General features: G+C 68.0%; 14 protein-coding genes. 8 read left to right on the top strand and 6 right to left on the bottom strand.

All coding sequences use genetic code 11. The features are described 5' to 3' along the window. The first annotated feature begins 294 nt into the window (after nucleotides 1-294). Entirely contained in the window at nucleotides 295-1,287 is a 993-nt protein-coding gene (rfaD, locus tag ACR4XJ_RS07425) for an ADP-glyceromanno-heptose 6-epimerase (RefSeq protein ID WP_434754623.1), read from the top strand. 148 nt (nucleotides 1,288-1,435) lie between these two features. Here the strand turns inward: rfaD and ACR4XJ_RS07430 are convergent, their stop codons facing one another. Both ACR4XJ_RS07430 and mutL read right to left on the bottom strand, forming a co-directional pair. After that, nucleotides 1,436-2,968, bottom strand: coding sequence for a response regulator (locus ACR4XJ_RS07430; protein ID WP_434754624.1), 1,533 nt, complete (start codon nucleotides 2,966-2,968; stop codon nucleotides 1,436-1,438). 264 nt (nucleotides 2,969-3,232) lie between these two features. Continuing rightward, nucleotides 3,233-5,368: a DNA mismatch repair endonuclease MutL gene (gene mutL, locus ACR4XJ_RS07435; RefSeq protein WP_434754625.1), complete on the bottom strand. Its 2,136-nt coding sequence runs from the start codon at nucleotides 5,366-5,368 to the stop codon at nucleotides 3,233-3,235. 136 nt (nucleotides 5,369-5,504) lie between these two features. On the opposite strand from mutL, the gene ACR4XJ_RS07440 reads away from it, so the two are divergent. The 3 genes from ACR4XJ_RS07440 to ACR4XJ_RS07450 all read left to right on the top strand — a co-directional run bounded on the left by ACR4XJ_RS07440 (nucleotide 5,505) and on the right by ACR4XJ_RS07450 (nucleotide 7,533). After that, complete coding sequence (locus ACR4XJ_RS07440; protein ID WP_434754626.1) at nucleotides 5,505-6,266, top strand: ABC transporter ATP-binding protein; 762 nt, start codon at nucleotides 5,505-5,507, stop codon at nucleotides 6,264-6,266. Next, the gene (locus ACR4XJ_RS07445; RefSeq protein WP_434754627.1) at nucleotides 6,263-7,060 is read left to right on the top strand and encodes an ABC transporter permease; all 798 of its coding nucleotides are present in this window, start codon (nucleotides 6,263-6,265) and stop codon (nucleotides 7,058-7,060) included. Before ACR4XJ_RS07440 ends, ACR4XJ_RS07445 begins: the two co-directional genes overlap by 4 nt. A 233-nt stretch (nucleotides 7,061-7,293) precedes the next feature. Then, nucleotides 7,294-7,533 (top strand): hypothetical protein, encoded by a 240-nt coding sequence (locus ACR4XJ_RS07450; RefSeq protein WP_434754628.1) that lies wholly within the window; start codon nucleotides 7,294-7,296, stop codon nucleotides 7,531-7,533. A gap of 224 nt (nucleotides 7,534-7,757) precedes the next feature. Here ACR4XJ_RS07450 and purE read toward each other — a convergent pair whose 3' ends face one another. Then, nucleotides 7,758-8,258, bottom strand: a complete 501-nt coding sequence (gene purE / locus ACR4XJ_RS07455; protein ID WP_434754629.1) for a 5-(carboxyamino)imidazole ribonucleotide mutase — start codon at nucleotides 8,256-8,258, stop codon at nucleotides 7,758-7,760. 166 nt (nucleotides 8,259-8,424) lie between these two features. Further along, the gene (purD, locus tag ACR4XJ_RS07460) at nucleotides 8,425-9,702 is read right to left on the bottom strand and encodes a phosphoribosylamine--glycine ligase (RefSeq protein ID WP_434754630.1); all 1,278 of its coding nucleotides are present in this window, start codon (nucleotides 9,700-9,702) and stop codon (nucleotides 8,425-8,427) included. A gap of 252 nt (nucleotides 9,703-9,954) precedes the next feature. Between purD and ACR4XJ_RS07465 the strand changes: the two genes are divergently transcribed. Further along, nucleotides 9,955-11,250 carry a phenylacetate--CoA ligase gene (locus tag ACR4XJ_RS07465; RefSeq protein ID WP_434754631.1) on the top strand — a complete coding sequence of 432 codons (1,296 nt, stop codon included), beginning with the start codon at nucleotides 9,955-9,957 and terminating at the stop codon, nucleotides 11,248-11,250. 56 nt (nucleotides 11,251-11,306) lie between these two features. Here ACR4XJ_RS07465 and ACR4XJ_RS07470 read toward each other — a convergent pair whose 3' ends face one another. Then, nucleotides 11,307-12,188 (bottom strand): LysR family transcriptional regulator, encoded by an 882-nt coding sequence (locus ACR4XJ_RS07470; RefSeq protein ID WP_434754632.1) that lies wholly within the window; start codon nucleotides 12,186-12,188, stop codon nucleotides 11,307-11,309. A 322-nt stretch (nucleotides 12,189-12,510) separates the two neighbouring features. Between ACR4XJ_RS07470 and ACR4XJ_RS07475 the strand changes: the two genes are divergently transcribed. From ACR4XJ_RS07475 to ACR4XJ_RS07485, 3 genes are all read left to right on the top strand, one after another. Next, nucleotides 12,511-13,143 (top strand): flavodoxin, encoded by a 633-nt coding sequence (locus ACR4XJ_RS07475; protein ID WP_434754633.1) that lies wholly within the window; start codon nucleotides 12,511-12,513, stop codon nucleotides 13,141-13,143. 47 nt (nucleotides 13,144-13,190) lie between these two features. After that, nucleotides 13,191-13,697, top strand: coding sequence for a (R)-mandelonitrile lyase (locus tag ACR4XJ_RS07480; RefSeq protein WP_434754634.1), 507 nt, complete (start codon nucleotides 13,191-13,193; stop codon nucleotides 13,695-13,697). Nucleotides 13,698-13,832: 135 nt separating this feature from the next. Continuing rightward, nucleotides 13,833-14,603 (top strand): carboxymuconolactone decarboxylase family protein, encoded by a 771-nt coding sequence (locus tag ACR4XJ_RS07485; RefSeq protein ID WP_434754635.1) that lies wholly within the window; start codon nucleotides 13,833-13,835, stop codon nucleotides 14,601-14,603. A 139-nt stretch (nucleotides 14,604-14,742) separates the two neighbouring features. On the opposite strand, the gene ACR4XJ_RS07490 is transcribed toward ACR4XJ_RS07485, so the two are convergent. Further along, the gene (locus ACR4XJ_RS07490) at nucleotides 14,743-15,981 is read right to left on the bottom strand and encodes an EAL and HDOD domain-containing protein (RefSeq protein WP_434754636.1); all 1,239 of its coding nucleotides are present in this window, start codon (nucleotides 15,979-15,981) and stop codon (nucleotides 14,743-14,745) included. Nucleotides 15,982-16,109 lie beyond the last annotated feature (128 nt).

Below are 16,109 nucleotides of genomic sequence, written 5' to 3' on the forward strand. Positions count from 1 at the left end.
GCCCGCTTCCACTATGGCCTTTTTGCCCTCTGTCTGCGTCAGAATCGTTTTTTATTCCGGTCAAATACCACAAAAGTATACTCCCTTCATAAAAAACGATTCTTCCTTGGCAGAGAACAAAAATTCTCACAGTGGAAACGGGCCGTGAGAGTGCGTTTCCTCGGTTACGGGGCACGTTGGTGTTGGCAGCGCGGCGGCCATCCTCCCGCCGCCCCCTTGCCCTGCGGCCCGCATCGCGGCATCATGCCGCACGCCCGGCGCGCCTGCCGGGCAGCCTTCGCAAAGGAGCCTGAAATGTACATCGTCACCGGCGGCGCGGGGTTCATCGGCAGCGCCATGGTCTGGAAGCTGAACCGCATGGGCATCGACGACATCATCGTCGTGGACAACCTGGCCACCACGGAAAAGTGGAAGAACCTCGTGAACCTGCGCTACGCGGACTACATCCACCGCGACGGATTCATGGACATGGTCCTGCACGGCGACCTGCCGTGGGAGGTGGAGGCCATCGTGCACATGGGCGCGTGTTCCTCCACCACCGAGCGCGACGCCGACTTCCTGATGGAGAACAACTTCCGCTACAGCCGCATGCTGTGCACGTTGGCCATGCAGACCGGCGCGCGCTTCGTCAACGCCAGCAGCGCCGCCACCTACGGCGACGGCTCGCTGGGCTTTTCCGACGACGACGCCCTGATGCCCCGCCTGAAGCCCCTGAACATGTACGGCTACTCCAAGCAGTTGTTCGACCTGTGGGCGCGGCGCGAGGGCCTGCTGGATTCCATCGCCAGCCTGAAATTCTTCAATGTCTACGGCCCCAACGAATACCACAAGGACGACATGCGCAGCGTGGTCTGCAAGTCGTTCCACAACGTGAACAACGCGGGCCGCATCACCCTGTTCCGCTCCGACCACCCGGACTACGCCGACGGCGGCCAGATGCGCGACTTCGTGTACGTGAAGGACTGCGTGGAGGTGATGTGGTGGCTGCTGGAACACCCCGAGACGGGCGGCGTGTTCAACGTGGGCACCGGCGCTTCGCGCACCTGGAACGACTTGGCCCGCGCCGTGTTCGCGTCCATGGACCGCGAGCCGGTCATCGAATACATGGACATGCCCGCGCACCTTTCCGGCAAGTACCAGAACTACACCCAGGCCAGCATGGACAAGCTGCGCCGGGCCGGGTGCGACGTGGCGTTCCGGTCGCTGGAAGAGGGCGTGGACGACTACGTTCGCGGGTATCTGTCCACCGGCGATCCGTACCTCGGGGCCGAGGCCGAAGCCGGATAACCGGCCCGAACCGGCACTGTTCAGGAATGCGAAACGGGGCGGACCGCGCGAACTGCGCGATCCGCCCCGTTGTTGTTGCCTCGCCGTTTTCGCATCACGCATCGCGCACCCCGCGTCCGGCAGGGGCGGGGGCCGCCCGGCGCGCGGGCTACTCTTCGGCCAGCAGGTCGGCCACGTCGTTGGGGTCCACGGGCACGGCCAGCATCAGCAGCAGGCCGTCCGGCTCGCGCCGCACGTGCAGCAGGCAACTCAGGTCGCGGGCCAGCTTGTAGCTGACGGCCAGCGGCTGCGGTCCCTGCTGGTCGCCGAAGGGCATCAGCGACAGTTCCGCGTCGTGGGCCAGGGGCGATTCGGTGCGCAGCAGCACCTCCACCAACTGGCCCCGGCCCAGGTCACGGCAGCGCAGCACCGTTTCGCTGCCGGGCACGCCGTGTTCCACGGCCACACCGGCCATGCCCACCACGACCTGGGCCAGCAGGTCCGGGTCCGACTGCACGGGCGGAAGGTCGGCCGAGGCCTCCACGCGCAGCGTCACCCCCTTGCGTTGCAGGGGGGCGTGCAGCAGGTCCGCCGCGAAGTCCAGCACGGCGGCCAGGCTGCACGGCCGGGGCACCACGTCCACCGGGGCCAGGTACTGCTGCACCCGGTTGATCAGCGCTTCCAGCCGGGCGGCTTCCTCCAGCACCACCTCCGCCTCGCGGGCGTCGGGAAACTTGCGGTGCAGCGTGCGGGCAAAGCCCGCCAGCGCGAAGACCGGGTTGCGGAATTCGTGGGCGATTTCGTCCACCAGCGCGCCCAGGGTGTTCAGCTTTTCGCGCTGCACCAGCAGCCGTTCCAGGAACACCCGGCGCGAAAGGTCGATCAGCACCCCCTCGATGCGGCCGGGCATGCCGCGCGTGAGGTCGGGCGAGGCCACGGCGGTGGAGCGCGCCTGCACGAACAGGGGCACCCCGCGCGGGGTGATGATACGGAATTCCAGCGAAAACGGCGTGTTGGCCGCGAACGCGCCGGAAAATGCGGCGCGCACCCGTTCGCGGTCTTCGTGGAACACGTTGTCCATGAACCAGCCGGGCTCCAGCAGGGCCTGCTCCGGCGTCCAGCCCAGCACGGAGCGGCAGGCCTCGTTGACGAAGGTGAGTTCCAGCGCGTCGTCCAGGCTGAAGACCACCACCGGCAGGTTGCGCACCAGCCCGGAGTAGCGCGACTCCATGGCGGCCAGCCGTTCGCGCAGGCGGCGGCGCTCCAGGCAGTTGCGCACCGTGAGCCCCAGCATGTTCATGTTCAGGATGGGCTTGGTGATGTAGTCCCACGCGCCCAGCTTGAAGGCGTTGATGGCGTCGCCGATCTCGGCCCGGCCGGACACCACCACCACCGGAAGGTCGGGCGATTCCTGGGCCATGCGCTCCAGCACCGCGTCGCCGGAGATGCCGGGAATGCCCAGATCCAGCAGCACCACGTCGGGCCGCTGCTCGCGCACGGCCCGCAACGCCGCGATGCCGTCCTCGGCCTCGATGACCTCGTAGCCCTCGTCGGCAAGCCACGCGGCGATGGACTGGCGGATGACCGGGTCGTCCTCCACCGACAGCACGCAGGTGGGGCGGCCGTGCGAGGGGGTCGCGCCGGGAGGGGAGAACGGGGGGGACTGGGGCGGCTGCGGGGGGTGCGGGGACTGCGAAGACATGGGGCCGGGCTCCTTGCGGCCGCGCGGCGGGACACGCGCGGGCTGGCGTTGCGGACACGGGCGGTGTCCGGCGGCAAAGGGCTCAAGGCGTGCGACAGGGCCGGAACCGCAAGGCTCCGGCGGCTGCGCATGGGTATCCTGTGCAGAGTACCCCGGCGGTGGCGCCGGGTAAAGGGGCTGAGCGGGAGAGAAGGGAAAGGGCCGGGGACCGGGGATGGCGACGCGAAAGGCGGCGAGCGCCGCGCGTGCGGGCGGGAAATGCCCCTACGCCCGGCGCTTGAACATCCGTTCCATCTCGCCGGGGGTGAAGGTGAGCACCGCCGGGCGGCCGTGGGGGCAGAAGTCGCGCCCCGGCGTGGCCAGCCACTGGGCCACCAGCCCGGCGGCCTCGTCGGGCGTCAGGCGCTGCCCGGCCTTGATGGCCCCCTTGCAGGCCATCATGGCCCACAGCGCGCCCAGGTCGTTGGTCCGGCCCGCCACCGCCTCGCGCAGGAAGGCGGCGGCCTCGGAGCGGTCCAGCAGGGCGGGCACGGCCCTGGCGCGCACCGTGGACCCGGAGGTTTCCAGCGCAAAGCCCAGGGATTCCAGGTCGGGCCGCAACTCGTGCAGCCGTTCCGCCTCGGCCGGGTGCAGGGGCAATTCCACGGGCAGAGCCAGGAACTGGCCGCCGCCTGCCGTGCCGCGCCGCTTGATGCGTTCGTGCAGCACGCATTCGTGGGCGGCGTGCTGGTCCACCAGCAGCAGGGTGTCGCGGCCCCGGCGCAGCACGAGGTAGGTGTCCGCGATCTGGCCGAGGTAGGTGTACTCGCCGATGCGCACGCCGCCCTCGCGGGTTTCCTCCATGGCGAGGCCGGGCGCGTCGGTGGAGGCGTCGGGGGAGGCGGCGGGAAACGCGGCCTCGGTGAACGGACGGGCTCCGTCCGCCAGATGGCCGGGGGACGCGGCAAGGCCGGATTCCTCGGTCACCAGCAGGGCGGGCGCCGGGCCGTCGCGCCGCGCGCCGGGCAGGCCGGGACGGAAATCGATGCTCGGGCCGGGGGCGTCTGCGTGGCTGGCCTCGTCTGGGGCATACGGGTCGCGCTCGCGCTGGCGTTTGTCGATGATCACGTCGCGGGCGTCGGCCTGCCCCCAGAAGCCCAGCGGGCGCGCCTCGCGCCGGGGGGCGTCGGGATCGGGAACGCGCAGCCCGGCGGGATGCGCGCCGGGGAAATCCGGCTGGCCCGCGCCCCGGTCCATCCCCGCCAACGGGTCCTGCCCCGGCAGTTCCTCCGCCGCATCGTCGCCTACCCCCATGGCGGGGATGCGGTCCAGCGATTCGCCCAGCGCGCGCAGCACGGCCACGAACACGGCGCGCTCGTCGCGAAAGCGCACCTCGTTCTTGGCCGGGTGCACGTTCACGTCCACCTCTTCCGGGTCGATGTCCAGGAACAGGGCCAGCTGCGGGTATTCGCGGGCCAGCAGGCGGCCCTTGTACGCCTCGCGCACGGCCTTCATCAGCAGCCGGTCGTTGACGGCGCGGCCGTTGACGTACAGCAGCATGCGGTCGGGCCGGGGCTGCGCGCCGCGCGGGTCTGCGGCCAGGCCGTGCACGCGGATGGAGTCGGTCATGCGGTCGAAGGGGTGCAGGGTGTCCACCACGGCGGGGGGCCACAGCACGGCCAGCCGCCGGGCCAGGGTCTGCCCGGCGGGAAAGCGCAACACCTCACGCCCGCCCGCGGACAGGGTGAAGGCCACGTCCGGCCGGGTCAGGGCCAGGCGCGCGAACAGTTCCTGGCAGCGCTTCAGTTCCGTGGCCTGGGTTTTCAGGAATTTCAGGCGCGCGGGCACGTTGGCGAACAGGTCGCGCACCTCGACGATGGTGCCCCGGTGCAGCGCGGCCGGGCCGGAGCCCACCACGTGGCCGTGCGCCACCTCGATGAAGGTGGCCTCGCCGGGCGCGCCGTCCGCTCCGTCGGGAGCCGTGGGGGCCGAGGTCATGCGGAACCGCGACACCGAGGCGATGGAGGGCAGCGCCTCGCCCCGGAAGCCGAAGCTGCCGATGCGGGCCAGTTCCGCCAGGTTGGCCACCTTGCTGGTGGCGTGGCGGGTGACGGCCAGTTCCAGTTCTTCGGCCGGGATGCCGCCGCCGTCGTCGCGCACCATGATCAGCGACTGCCCGCCGTTGTCCAGCGCCACCTCGATGGTGGTGGCGCCGGCGTCCAGGCTGTTTTCGATCAGCTCCTTGACCACGCTGGCCGGGCGTTCCACCACCTCGCCCGCGGCGATCTGGTTGCGCAGGTCGGCGGGCAGCACCTGGATGCGGCGGCGCGCGCCGCGCGCGAAGGATGCAGAGGCCGTGGCGGTGGCTTCGGCGTTGGCGTCGACGGGGGAACGGGCGGTGTCGTGGTCGTGCGTGTGCATGGTTCATCTGTAGCCACTCGGGCGGGCAAGGTAAAGCGGGAGCGGGGGAGGGGGGGCGGCAGAGCGGCGACCGCACTTCCCACCGGCGGGATGATAGTTGATGACACCCCCGCGCGCCCGGCGGTAGATTGGGGATATGCAGCCACTTCTTCAGTTCGACGACGTGTCGTTCGCGTATGCGCCCGGCAAGGCGGGGTCCGTTTCGCCCGTTCCTTCCGCCCAGCCGGGGCGCCCCGGCCTCGCCCACGTGAACCTTGCGGTGCGCCCCGGCGATTTCGTCATGCTCACCGGGCCGTCGGGCGCGGGCAAATCCACCCTGCTGCGCCTTGCCGTGCGGCTGGAGGAGGCCGACGCCGGGGTGGTCCGATGTGGCGGCCGACCGGTGGCGGACATTCCACCGGCCGAGTTGCGCCGCACCCTCGGATTCGTGCAGCAGACCCCCACGGTGGGCGCGGGCACGGTGCGCGACAACCTGCTGCTGCCGTTCACCTTTGCGGCCAACAAGGGACTGACGCCCCCTGACGGCGCGGAACTGGCCGGATGGCTGGCCCGCTTCCGGCTGGCCGGGGTGGGGCTGGACGCCACGGCCGCCGCGCTCAGCGTGGGGCAGCGCCAGCGGGTGTGCATCATTCGCACGATGTTGCTGCGCCCGGCCGCCCTGCTGATGGACGAGCCCACCAGCGCGCTGGACCCGGAAAGCAGCGCGGTGGTGGAAGCCCTGACCGAGGAATTGAACGAGGACGGGGTGACCGTGCTCATGGTCACCCACGGGGCCTACCGCCCGGCGCGCCGCCCCTGGCGCGACGTGCGCGTGCGGGACGGCGGGGTGCATGAACTGGCGGTGGCGACCGCAGGGGACGATGCCGCCACCGGCATGGTCACCGGAGGCGCCGCATGAACGACCCGCTGGGGCTGGCCTACATCCAGATCGGGCCGTGGCAACTGGCCGTGGCCGTGGTCTTCGTGCTGCTGGCGGGCGTGCTGTCGCTGGTGCACCACCTGAAGCTGGAGCGCGACCTGGCCATCGGCACGCTGCGCACCTTTGTCCAGTTGTTCGCCATGGGCTACCTGCTGCGCATCCTGTTCGGCCTGCAATCGGCGCTGCTGGTGGTGGGCATGTACATGGTCATGACCTGGTTCGCGGCGCGCATCGTCAAGGGGCGGGTGCGCGAGAAGAGCGTGGACTACTTCATGCCCACCCTGCTGGCGGTGCAGGTGACTTTCTTTCTGGTGACCTTCGTGGTCACGGGGCTGATCATCGGGGCCAGGCCGTGGTGGGAGCCGCAGTACTTCATCCCCATCGGGGGCATGGTGGCGGGCAATTCCATGAACGCGCTGGCCGTGGCGCTGGACCGCCTGTTTGCCGACCTGCGCGGCCGCCGGGCAGAGGTGGAAATGCGCCTGTGCCTTGGCGCGGACAGGGACGAGGCCAGCGCGGACATCTTCCGCGAGGCGTTGCGCGCGGGCATGATTCCGTCCGTCAATTCCATGATGGGCGTGGGCCTGGTGTCCATACCCGGCATGATGACCGGCCAGATCATGGCCGGGGCGGACCCGGCCGACGCCGTGCGCTACCAGATCGTGGTCATGCTGATGATCGTGGCCTCCACGGCGCTGGCGACGTTTATCGTGCTGCATCTGGTGCGCAGGCGTTGCTTCGGGCGCGCGCATAACTTACTCTTGAAGGCATAGCCCGTGGGAAAGGCGGACGGCGCGGTTACGGACACCGCCGGACGCCCCCCCGGAGCGCTTCACGGGAACAATCGGGAGGACGAACGACCAACGATTCCGCGACCATCAAAGGTTCGGCACGAGCCGGGCACAAGCCAGGGAGGAACGCCATGCGCCAGATTGACCGCATTGATCGCGTTGTTGAGCGGCAGCCCCACGTGCCATCGCAGCCGAAAGGCTATGATCCTGAATTGATGTTTGTGGAATGCGCCCGTTGCGGCAGGCCGGTGATGTGGGAACAGGGCCGCGCAACCGTTGTACTGCACGGCGTGGGCGTGCACGCCACCGACCTTGACGATCACTGCATGATCGTCACCGACGGCTGCGCGCACTGCCACCCGGAAGAGGACGAATACCGGCTGAAGGTCATCCGCCTCAGCGAAATCGTGTACCGCGACCTGCTGCGCGATGGGGAGCCCATGGGCAACGCCTGAGCGCGGCGGGACCAGACCGGAGCATTGAACGAGAGGTCCGGACGCAACAGGTCCGGACACACGAGGTCAGGAGACAAGAGGTCAGGAGATAGGTATTGACGGGTTCGCAACCTCCCGGTTGCCCTGCGGCAAGGAATCGATGCCTTTCCGAAATGGATCCAACGCATGACGGCCGCGTCCCGGTGGGGCGCGGCCGTCGTTGCGTTGGGGGATGGGCGGGGGGCTTACTTCCGGTACCGGGCTTCCAGTTCTTCCCCGGTCTTTTCCGCGTCGGCCTTCATCCTGGCGCGGGCGGCGGCAAGGCGCTGGGACAGGGCCGGGTCGGCAAGGGCCAGAATCTGCGCGGCCAGCCAGGCGGCGTTGCGCGCGCCCGCCTTGTCCAGGGCCACGGTGGCCACCGGGAAGCCGGGGGGCATCTGCACCGTGGCCAGCAGGGCGTCCATGCCGCCAAAGGCGGACGCCGCCACCGGGATGCCGATGACCGGCTTCTGGGTGCGCGCGGCCACGGCCCCGGCCAGGTGGGCGGCCATGCCCGCCGCGCAGATGAACACCTGGCAGCCTTCGGCTTCCAGTTCGGTCACCAGCCGTTCGGTGCGTTCCGGGGTGCGGTGGGCGGAACTGACGGTGAACAGGTAGGAAATGCCCAGGCTGTCGAGCACTTCGGTGCACGGGCGTACGGTGTCCTCGTCCGAGGCGGAGCCCATGAAAACGGCAACCTTGGTCATGGCTGGTCTCCTGTTGTCGATAAAAGTTCGGTAACCCGCGTCGCGTGCCGCGTTCCGGTCACTTCCGGTTGTTCCGCGGCTGGTCTGGCCGGATGTGGCCGGATGCGGCCGGATGCGGCCGGGTGCGGGCGGTACGGCCCGGCGGCCCGCCCTCCCGTGCGCCGGGCTATCCCGCGCGCTTCAACCCCTTGGCGCCGATGTCGCTGCGGTAGTGGGCATTGTCCATGCGCACCTTGGCAACCGCGCGATAGGCCAGGGCCTGTGCGTCGGCCAGGGTGTCGCCCAGGGCGGTCACGCACAGCACGCGGCCGCCGCGCGACACGGTGACGCCGTCGCGCCGTTCGGTGCCCGCCTGGAACACCTTGACCGGCCCCAGCGCCTCGGCGTCCTCGATGCCGGAAATGGCCATGCCCCTGGCGTAGTCGCCGGGGTAGCCCTTGGCCGCCATGACCACGCCCAGCGCGGTTTCGCGTTTCAGGGGCAGGGTGGTTTCGTGCAGGCGGCCCTGCGCGCCCGCCACCATGATGGCGGCAAGGTCGCCGTCAAGGCGCATCAGCAGCGGCTGGCATTCCGGGTCGCCGAAGCGGGTGTTGAATTCCAGCACCATGGGGCCGTCCCCGGTCATCATCAGGCCCGCGTAGAGCACGCCGGTGAAGGGGTGGCCGCGTTTGATCAGTTCGCGCAGCACGGGGCGGATCACAAGGTCGATCATCTCTTCGTAGCGCGATTCGGGCAGCACCGGCGCGGGGCTGTACGCGCCCATGCCGCCGGTGTTGGGCCCCTGGTCGTTGTCGAACACGGCCTTGTGGTCCTGCGCCGAGGGCAGGGGGATGACCGTTTCGCCGTCGCACAGGCACAGGAAGGATGCCTCCTCGCCCGCCAGCGCGCTTTCCACCACCACGCGCGCGCCCGCATCGCCAAAGGCGCGCCGGACCATCATGTCGTCCACGGCCTCCAGCGCTTCGTCCACGGTGCGGGCCACCACAACGCCCTTGCCCGCGGCCAGGCCGTCGGCCTTGACCACCACGGGCGCGCCGTTGGCGCGGATGTAGGCGCGGGCCGCATCGGCATCGTCGAACACGCCGAAGTCCGCCGTGGGCACGCCCGCCGCGCGCATGACTTCCTTGGCGAACGCCTTGCTGCCTTCCAGCTGCGCGCCGTAGGCGTCGGGGCCGAAGCAGGGCACGCCCGCCGCCGCCATGGCGTCCTTGATGCCCAGCACCAGCGGCAGTTCCGGGCCGGGCACCACGAGGTCGATCTTTTCGTCCAGCGCAAAGCGCACCAGCGCGGGCAGGTCGCCGTCGGAAATGGGCACGTTGGCGCCTTCCAGGGCGGTGCCGCCGTTGCCGGGCGCGATGAAGATGTCCTTGACGAGGGGGCTCTGGCGCAGCTTCCAGGCCAGGGCGTGTTCACGCCCGCCGGATCCGACGATGAGTATCCGCACTGTGGGCCTCCTGATGCGGCAAGGGGGTGGGCGCGGGGGCCGCGCGGCGGCAGGACGGGCCGGGGTTTTCCCCCGCCGTGATTCGTGGTAGCTCTCGGACGCGCCTTCGGATTGTATACAATCCGCCGACGCGCCGCGCCACGCCGGGCAGGGGCTGCCCGGGACGTCGCGTGGGCCTCAGATACAGGCTTTTGCGCCCGCGCACAACCCGCGCCCGCGCCTACTATTCCGCCGCTCCAGGAGTCCGCTTCCATGTCGCAGCACCGCTTCCTGCCCCATCTCGATCCCGAAACCCTGCATCGCGTGCAGACCGAGGGCCTGCGCTGGACCGTGCGCCACGCCTACGCCAACTGCCCGGCCTACAAGGCCAAGTTCGATGCGGCGGGCGTGCACCCCGACGACATCCGCACCCTGGACGACATCGTGCGCCTGCCCACCGCCAGCGTGGAAGACCTGCGCGAGGGCTACCCCCTGCCGCTGCTGTCCGTGCCGGAAAGCGACGTGGTGCGCATCCATGCCTCGTCGGGCACCACGGGCAAGCGCAAGATTCTCGCGTACACCCAGAACGACGTGGACACCTTTGCCCTGCAGATGGCCCGTTGCTACGAACTGGCGGGCCTTACCCGCGAGGACCGCGTGCAGATCGCCGTGGGCTACGGCCTGTGGACGGCGGGGGCCGGGTTCCAACTGGGGTCCGAGAAGTTCGGCGCGCTCACCGTGCCGGTGGGGCCGGGCAACCTGGAGATGCAGTTGCAACTGCTGGTGGACATGGGCGTGACCTGCCTGGGGTCCACGGCCTCCATGGCCCTGCTGATGGCCGAGGAAGTGGAGCGCAACGGCCTGCTGGACAAGGTGAAGCTGCGCAAGGTCATCTTTGGCGCGGAGACGCACAGCCCGCGCATGCGCGCCACCTTCGAGCAGAAGCTGGGCCTTGCGGGCAGCTACGACATCGCGGGCATGACCGAGATGTACGGCCCCGGCACCGGGCTGGAATGCGACGCGCGCGAAGGGCTGCACTACTGGGCGGATTTGTTCATCATCGAAATCCTGGACCCGGCCACCCTGCAACCCGTGGCCCCCGGCGAGGTGGGCGAGATGGTGGTCACCTCGCTGCGCAAGGAAGCGTCGCCCCTGATCCGCTACCGCACCCGCGACCTGACGCGCATGCTGCCCGGCCAGTGTTCGTGCGGGCGGTGCATCCCCCGGCACGACCACATCCTGGGCCGCTCGGACGACATGATCATCTTCCGGGGGGTGAACATCTACCCCGGCCAGATCGCCGACGTGCTGCACGAATTCCCGGTGCTGGGGTCCGAGTACCACATCCAGCTCACCCGCACCGATGGCCGCGACGCCATGCTGTTGCAGGTGGAACGGCTGGAGGGCGCCACCGCCGACGCCGACGCGGGCCTGGTGCGCCAGGTGGGCGACCGTCTGCACAAGAAGCTGATGGCCCGCGTGGCCGTGCAGGTGGTGGACCCCGGCGTGCTGCCGCGCTCGTTCGGCAAGTCCAAGCGGGTGACCGACATGCGCATGGCCGACGGGTAGGGTGCGGCGCGGAAGGCCAGAACCGGAACCGGGGATTCGGGGGGCGGGCCTGTCTGTCACGCGGCGTCGCCAGCCCTGACCATATCCAGAAACAGTTTCGACGCCTTGGAAAAGACCTGGTATTTTTTCCAGACCAGCGCGACATGCGACTCCAGCGGCGGGTCGAGCGGGCGAAAGCACAGCGTGCTTTCGCCCGTTGTGTTGATGATGTTGTCCAGCCCGAGGGCGTAGCCGACACCTGCCTCCACCAACAGGGAGGCGTTGAAGATCAGATTGAAGGTGGCGACCAGGTTCAAGTCTTCACGTCTGGTTTTCAGCCAGTCCGTCAGGTGTCCCTCCCTGAGCGCCCGATGCGAGCAGATCAGCGGCTGATTCCGGAGCGCTTCCGGCGTTATCGCGTCCAGCGCCGCCAGCGGGCTGTCCTTGCGCATGAGCACCCCCCAGACGTCCACGGACGGCAGGCGGAAGCAGTCGTATTTCGTCACGTCTGCCGGTTCGATGAACAGGCCGAAGTCCACCAGCCCCTTGTCCAGCCGTTCCGCGACCTCATCCGCGTTGCCGCTCGAAATGTGAAAGCGGACGTCCGGATACCGCAGCACGAGACTCCGGATCGATTTCGCCAGCGTCCCGAACGCATGGGTTTCGCCCGCTCCGATGTACACCGTCCCGCCCACGGCTTCCTCGCTGGCCGCGAGTTCTTCTTCCGTCTTGTGCATCAGTTCCACAATTTGTTCCGCCCGCTTGCGTAACAGCATGCCCTCTGTCGTGAGGGTTATGTTTCTTCTGCCCCTGTGAAAAAGCGTTACCCCAAGCTCCGCCTCAAGCTCCATGATCTGCCGGGAAAGCGTGGGCTGGGTGACATGCAGGGATTGGGCGGCTGCGGAAATGCTTTGCTCTCGCGCAACAGTCAGAAAATACCTCAATACTCTGAACTCCATGACACCCTCCTGAGCCTTTCAGGGAAACTGGTATGCCTTCAAGGCATTCCGAGTATTCAGTATAAGTATTTTACAGGGTGTGGCAGCCGCCCCATTATGCAGCAACGGGTAAGTCTTGCCCGGATGTTCACGCCGTCGCCGCGTTGGCGGCAGTGCCGATGCCGGACCTGTTGCGACGAACCGGCCAGGATTCCGGAACATTCCGCGTCAAGAAAGGCGGGGAAACGAAGCGACGCCAGGGCATCCGCGCTTGGCGCAAGCCCGGCGCACTCCACGAAGCATTTGCCAGCGACCCCGGTTTTCGCGTCGCGCGAAACGCCTCATGGTCAGCAACAATCAGGAAACGGAAAACATCATGAAAACAGGACGGCGCAAGTTCATGTTTTCGATGCTTGCCGCCGGAGCGGTGCTAGGCGGTTCGGCCCTGGCCGGGGCCTTGTTTCCCCGGAAGGCCGCAGCGGCTGCAACAGGGAGAAACAGGACAGTGATTCTCTACTATTCCTGGAGCGGCAACACCAAGACCATCGCCGCGCAGATTCACCGGAACGTCGGCGGCGACCTGATCGAACTGGAATTGGTCAGGCCCTATTCCTCCACCTACAACACCTGTGTCGAGGAGGCCAAGCGCGATCAGGCGAACCAGGCCAGGCCGGAATTGAAAACGCGGATCGCGGACTTCAAACAGTACGATACGGTGTTCATGGGCTATCCCAACTGGTGGGGGTCCTTTCCCATGCCCATCGCCACCCTGCTGGAGTCCTACGAATTCTCAGGAAAGACAATCCTGCCGTTTTGCAGCCACGGCGGCGGAGGTCTCGGCCGAAGCGTTGCGGACATCGCCAGGCTGGCTCCCCGCGCCGCCATCAAGGAAGCCCTGGCCGTGCACTATGGCGGCGGCGATTCGCTGCCCCGCGATATCGACGCATGGCTTCGGAAGAATGGCGTGGACGCATGAGCGGCATGGGCGCACGTAACCGGAATATACACCGAAAGGAGTGACGCATGAAGATGATGCTGTTCACCATTGCGGTCCTTGTCCTTGCAAGCGGTGCAGGAGTATTCGCCAGTCATGCGCGGGCGGCGGAGAACGGTACGCCGAAGCAGACCATTACGCGGTACGGCACCTTGCCCGCGTACAAGGGCCCGAGCCGGTTCTTTACCGGCGTCGCATGGGTGCAGCCGTTGTTCGAGCCCAAAGGCGACATCTGCCCGGTGGCCGGGGCGTATGTGACCTTTGAGCCGGGCGCACGCTCGCATTGGCATGACCACCCCGCCGGTCAGCACCTGGTCGTGACCGAGGGTATCGGCCGTACCGGCACCGAGGACGGAAAGGTCCACGAGGTCAGGGCGGGCGATGTCCTTTGGTGCCCGCCCGGCGTGAGGCACTGGCATGGGGCGGCGCCCAATACTTCCATGACGCACTTCTCCTTTGCCGGAACCCTGCCCGATGGAAAGAACACCAACTGGATGGAGCCGGTAACCGACACGCAATACAATGGTGGCGAATAAACCGGCAGCGATGGAAGGGGGAATCTGCGCCGTATCGCATTCCGGCGATACGTGCGTCAGCGAGACGCCCATCATCCCGCCCGTTCTGCCTCTCCCCCACGTTCTCCACATCCGGGCCACAGCCCAGGAGTTCCCATGGCGATGAAGATGCGCCTTATCCGAATGGCGGCGGCGATGATTCTGATTGCATGCGGCGTTGCCGCTGTGGAGGCTCAGACAATGAAGAGCGCACAGAAGAGCGCACTCGATGCGAAACAGCAATCCATGCTCACCATAGCGGCCTTCTCGGGCATGGGGGATATGGACAAACTGCCCAGCGCCCTTGCGCAAGGGCTTGATGCCGGGCTGACCATCAATGAAATCAAGGAAGTGCTGGTGCAGGTCTATGCATATGCGGGGTTTCCGCGCAGCCTGAACGCCATTGCCGGGTTTCAGGCCGTTCTGGAAGAGCGTCGTGAAAAGGGCATCAACGATATCGAGGGCAAGGCCGCAAGCCCGATGCCCGCTGACCGCACCAGCCTGGAATTCGGCACGGAAAACCAGACCAGGCTGTTCGGCCAGCCGATACGCGGCGGCATCTACGAGTTCGCGCCCGCCATCGACCATTTTCTGAAGGCCCACCTGTTCGGCGACATTTTCCAGCGCGATGTCCTGGACTGGAAACAGCGCCAACTGACGACCATCGGGATACTCTCGGGCATCAGCGGAGTTGAGCCCCAGTTGCAGGGGCATCTGGCGACCGGCTTGCGTCAGGGGCTGACGGTGGAGCAGCTCAGGGCCGCCGCAGCCGTGGTCGGAGACAGTCTCGGCAAGCAGTACGGCGACACCATGACCCGGCTGATCGACGGCGTGATCAAAAAACAGGAAACAGCAGGCCAACAGCCAGCCGGTTCAGCCCGGCAGTAAGCCGTGGCGCGCCGGGGGGGGGAACCGGGGCACGGCGCGCAGGGGCACGTCATTGGCATGCTGCTTGGGGGCACGCTCTTTTTTGGGTGTGCCCTTTTTTGCGTCCGCCGTGCTGCGGACCGTCGGCTTCCGGCGGTTTCTAGCTGAGTATCCGGCTGGTCCACACCTGCGCGTCGATGTTGCTGCGGGCCACGTCCATGGGCGAGAAGCCCAGTTTCGTCATCAGCGGCAGGGCTTCGTCCCAGGCTCCGCGTTCCAGCAGCACGGCCAGGTTCAGTTCGTCGCTCATGGGCGAAGGCTCGCCGGAAAGGGCGGCGCGGAAGTCCGCGTCCAGGGGCAGGTGGGCCAGCAGGACGGGCATGGCGATGCCCAGCAGCGCGTCCAGTTGCGACAGAAGGCCCAGCAGGAACATGGATTCCGGCGCGTGGGTGCAGGTGCGCACGAGCCCGCACAGCAGTTCCAGGAACCGCGCGCGGGTCACGGCGGTGCGCATGGCCTCGGTCGGGGCGGCGCTGCCCGCCGTGTCGGCCAGGGTGATCACCAGCAGCCACTTGCGCAACGTCTCGAAGCCCAGCAGCGAGGCCGCGTGCTGGACCGAGGTTACTTCCTTCAGCAGGGCGAACCACGCGGAGTTGATGTAGCGCAGCAGACGGTAGGTCAGGCCGGGGTCCACGGTGACGGCGCGCACCAGCTTGTGCGGGTCGGCCTCGCCGGTCAGCGACTGCATCAGGTGCAGGCGCGAGGTCTGGGCCGATGACAGGGTGCGTCCCGGCACGATGACCGGCCGGGCGAAGTGGTAGCCCTGGAACAGGGTGTACCCCAGCATGCGACACTGCCCGAACATGGCCGCGTTCTCCACCTTTTCCGCCAGCAGCACGGCGTGGTGGCGCTTGCGCAGGTTGGCCGTCAGCGCGGGCAGTTCCGTCGGGGGCACGCCCAGCACGTCCACCTTGATGATGTCCGCCAGCCCCAGCAGCGGCACGGCCTGGTCCTGCCCCACGAAGTCGTCCACGGCCAGCCGGTAGCCCGCCCGCTTCAGGGCATGCAGGGCCTCCACCAGTTCGGGCGTGGGCCGCACCGTTTCGAGGATTTCGGGGATGCACCGGCCGGGCGGCAGCACCTCTGCCGCGCCGGACAGCAGCAGACCTTCGGGAAAGTTGATCAGGAAGGGGGTGACGCCGGGAATGGTCTCGCTGGCGATGGCGTAGCCGTCGGCGATGACCGAGGCGGTGGCGGCGTCGGGGTCGTCGATGCACGCGGGGCCGCTGGGGCTGTCGCGGAACAGCAGTTCATGCCCCCACAACGCGCCCGAGGCGTCGAAGATGGTCTGCCGGGCGATGAAGATGGTGGGCGACTGGGGGGGATTCTGGGCCTGCATGGGTGCGGGCTCCGCCCCGCGTGGGCGCGGTGTGAGGATGGCGGCGAACCGGGCGCGCCGTCCGGTGGTTCGGTGTGATGTGGAGTTCTCCAGTATGACAGGTGCGGGGAAAGTGGACAAGGTGGCGA

It is taken from the genome of Nitratidesulfovibrio sp. D1, assembly GCF_051133415.1.
GTDB lineage: Bacteria > Desulfobacterota > Desulfovibrionia > Desulfovibrionales > Desulfovibrionaceae > Cupidesulfovibrio.

What these genes read in the sequence shown, in the direction of transcription:
- rfaD (WP_434754623.1), top strand. Translation starts at nt 295, where the DNA reads ATGTACATCGTCACCGGCGGCGCGGGGTTCATCGGCAGCGCCATGGTC.
- ACR4XJ_RS07430 (WP_434754624.1), bottom strand. Translation starts at nt 2,968, where the DNA reads ATGTCTTCGCAGTCCCCGCACCCCCCGCAGCCGCCCCAGTCCCCCCCG.
- mutL (WP_434754625.1), bottom strand. Translation starts at nt 5,368, where the DNA reads ATGCACACGCACGACCACGACACCGCCCGTTCCCCCGTCGACGCCAAC.
- ACR4XJ_RS07440 (WP_434754626.1), top strand. Translation starts at nt 5,505, where the DNA reads ATGCAGCCACTTCTTCAGTTCGACGACGTGTCGTTCGCGTATGCGCCC.
- ACR4XJ_RS07445 (WP_434754627.1), top strand. Translation starts at nt 6,263, where the DNA reads ATGAACGACCCGCTGGGGCTGGCCTACATCCAGATCGGGCCGTGGCAA.
- ACR4XJ_RS07450 (WP_434754628.1), top strand. Translation starts at nt 7,294, where the DNA reads ATGTTTGTGGAATGCGCCCGTTGCGGCAGGCCGGTGATGTGGGAACAG.
- purE (WP_434754629.1), bottom strand. Translation starts at nt 8,258, where the DNA reads ATGACCAAGGTTGCCGTTTTCATGGGCTCCGCCTCGGACGAGGACACC.
- ACR4XJ_RS07465 (WP_434754631.1), top strand. Translation starts at nt 9,955, where the DNA reads ATGTCGCAGCACCGCTTCCTGCCCCATCTCGATCCCGAAACCCTGCAT.
- ACR4XJ_RS07470 (WP_434754632.1), bottom strand. Translation starts at nt 12,188, where the DNA reads ATGGAGTTCAGAGTATTGAGGTATTTTCTGACTGTTGCGCGAGAGCAA.
- ACR4XJ_RS07475 (WP_434754633.1), top strand. Translation starts at nt 12,511, where the DNA reads ATGGTCAGCAACAATCAGGAAACGGAAAACATCATGAAAACAGGACGG.
- ACR4XJ_RS07480 (WP_434754634.1), top strand. Translation starts at nt 13,191, where the DNA reads ATGAAGATGATGCTGTTCACCATTGCGGTCCTTGTCCTTGCAAGCGGT.
- ACR4XJ_RS07485 (WP_434754635.1), top strand. Translation starts at nt 13,833, where the DNA reads ATGGCGATGAAGATGCGCCTTATCCGAATGGCGGCGGCGATGATTCTG.
- ACR4XJ_RS07490 (WP_434754636.1), bottom strand. Translation starts at nt 15,981, where the DNA reads ATGCAGGCCCAGAATCCCCCCCAGTCGCCCACCATCTTCATCGCCCGG.